Raw genomic sequence first — 2,204 nt, forward strand, 5'->3', positions numbered from 1 at the left:
GGTCGGGCTTCTACTTCTACTTCGACTCGAAGTACGCGGTGCTCGCCGTCGTCGTTGCGGATGCGATGGCCGAGCTCGACAAGCTGACCCACGACTTCGCGCCGCGCGAAGAGGGGGAGACGCCTGCCGAGTTCGCCAAGCGCATGGTCGGCAGCGCGGCGGCCGTCTTCTCGCACAACGATCCGATCATGAAGGCCTGCACGCTGGCGCAGAACACCGACGCACAGCTGCGGGACATGATGAACGACTTCTCGGACACCGTCATCGACAAGATCGTCGGGCTGGTCAAGCAGGACACCGGTGCGCGCCCCATCTCCGACGATCTGCCAGCCCTCGTCCGCACGCTCACCGCGACGACGGCGCTGACGCTGTCCAACGACAGCGCGTTCGTCGGCCGTGAGGATGACTCCGCGCGCGCCATCGAGGTGCTCGAACGGCTGTGGCTGAACGCGCTGTGGGGCGGCGGGAGCGTGTCCGGCATCTAGCCCGGTCGGTAGGGTCGGCCTCATGGCGCAGGGATTTGCGGGCAAGCGGTGTTTCCTGACGGGTGCGGCCAGCGGGATCGGCCGTGCGACGGCGCTGAAGCTGGCCGCCCAAGGGGCCGAGTTGTTCCTCACCGACCGCAACGCCGAGGGCCTCGAGGAGACCGTCGCGGACGCCCGGGCACTCGGCGGCACGGTCAGCGCGTACCGCGCGCTCGACATCTCGAACTACGACGAGGTGGCCGCGTTCGCCGCGGACATCCACGCCGAGCATCAGAGCATGGACGTCGTGATGAACATCGCCGGGGTCTCGGCCTGGGGGACGGTGAGCCACCTGACCCATCGGCACTGGGAGTCGATGATCTCGATCAACCTGATGGGGCCGATCCACGTCATCGAGACCTTCGTTCCGCCAATGGTTCTCGCCGGAAACGGTGGTCACCTGGTCAACGTCTCATCCGCTGCCGGCCTGGTCGCGCTGCCGTGGCACGCCGCCTACAGTGCCAGCAAGTACGGCCTGCGCGGCCTGTCCGAGGTGCTGCGCTTCGACCTGGCCCGCCACGGCATCGGGGTGTCGGTCGTCGTGCCTGGCGCAGTCAAGACGCCGCTGGTGCAGACCGTCGAGATCGCAGGCGTGGATCGCGAAGACCCGCAGGTGCGCAAGTGGGTGGACCGATTCGGCGGACACGCCGTGTCGCCGGAGGTGGTGGCCGACAAGATCCTTCGCGGCGTCACCCGCAACCGGTACCTCGTCTACACCTCCGGCGACATCCGGGCGCTGTACGCGTTCAAGCGCTTCGCCTGGTGGCCCTACAGCGTCGCGATGCGACGGGTGAACGTCATCTTCACCCGCGCGCTGAGGCCGTCTAAGACCGGTTGAGCCCGAGCGCGTCGGTCATCGTGAAGAACAGATCGCTCTGATCGGTCAGTGCCACGGCGTTGGCCGCCCGCGGACCGAACGCCGCGATCCGAAGCTGAGTTCCGGTGTGCGGTTGGTCCTGCACGGCGACGTCGGTCGACGAGCCGTAGTTGACGGTCAGCTCGGCGTCGTCGGCGGTGGTCAGCGTGCGGGTCAGGCCGGGGTACACGATGTCGCGGACCCGTTCGATCGGCAGCTTGGCCTCTTCGGCGACCCCGCGCAGGTCGTCCTCGGTGACGTTGTCGACGATCTGGCTGGTGTGCGCATGGTCCGCGGTCGCGATCACCAGGGTGTTGCCGTCCTTCTTCGCGAAGTCGAGCGCCGCCTGGATGGCTTCGTCGAAGGCCACCGTCTCACCGATCTGGCCGCACGGATTTGCGGCGTGGTCCTGCTTGTCGATCGAGGCGCTCTCGACCTGCAGGAAGAAGCCCTTGTCCTTCCCCTTGTCGCTGCCGCTGAGGAGATCGATGGTCTTCTTCGTCATGGCGGCCAATTCCGGCACCTCCGCGCCCCGTTCGGAGTTGTCCCCGCACTTCGCCGGGGGCTGCAGATAGCCCTGCCGGACCGCGACGGGACCCGTCCAGCTCACCGGCATGTTGCCGTCGGCGAACAGGCCGAGCACAGGGGCGTCCTGGTCGGCCTTGGAGACGCCGTCCAATTCGCTTGCGGTACGGACGATCTGGAATCCGCGTTCCTTGGCCTGAACTTCCAGCGTCTTGCCCTTGAAGTCGCCACCGTTGGCGGTCTGGGCGAAGGTCTCGGCTCCGCCGCCCATGGTGATGTCGGGGTGGGCGGCCAGCAGC

Annotated in this window: 3 protein-coding genes; 2 read left to right on the forward strand and 1 reads right to left on the reverse strand. The window is 67.4% G+C overall.

The window, feature by feature from the left end; all coding sequences use genetic code 11:
- Together ACRDUX_RS12790 and ACRDUX_RS12795 are read left to right on the forward strand one after the other, a co-directional pair.
- On the forward strand, window positions 1-485 hold a 485-nt coding region (locus tag ACRDUX_RS12790; protein ID WP_526414399.1), incomplete at its 5' end, for a TetR/AcrR family transcriptional regulator.
- Window positions 486-507: 22 nt separating this feature from the next.
- Window positions 508-1,362, forward strand: a complete 855-nt coding sequence (locus ACRDUX_RS12795; RefSeq protein ID WP_526414400.1) for an SDR family oxidoreductase — start codon at window positions 508-510, stop codon at window positions 1,360-1,362.
- Here the strand turns inward: ACRDUX_RS12795 and ACRDUX_RS12800 are convergent.
- The coding region (locus ACRDUX_RS12800) for an alkaline phosphatase (protein ID WP_526414401.1) at window positions 1,349-2,204 on the reverse strand (856 nt) is incomplete at its 5' end. The genes ACRDUX_RS12795 and ACRDUX_RS12800 overlap by 14 nt on opposite strands.

Source organism: Mycobacterium sp., from assembly GCF_050701675.1.
GTDB lineage: Bacteria > Actinomycetota > Actinomycetes > Mycobacteriales > Mycobacteriaceae > Mycobacterium.

Bases quoted from the DNA above. Each gene is read 5' to 3' on its own strand.
- ACRDUX_RS12795 (WP_526414400.1), top strand. From the start codon at position 508: ATGGCGCAGGGATTTGCGGGCAAGCGGTGTTTCCTGACGGGTGCGGCC.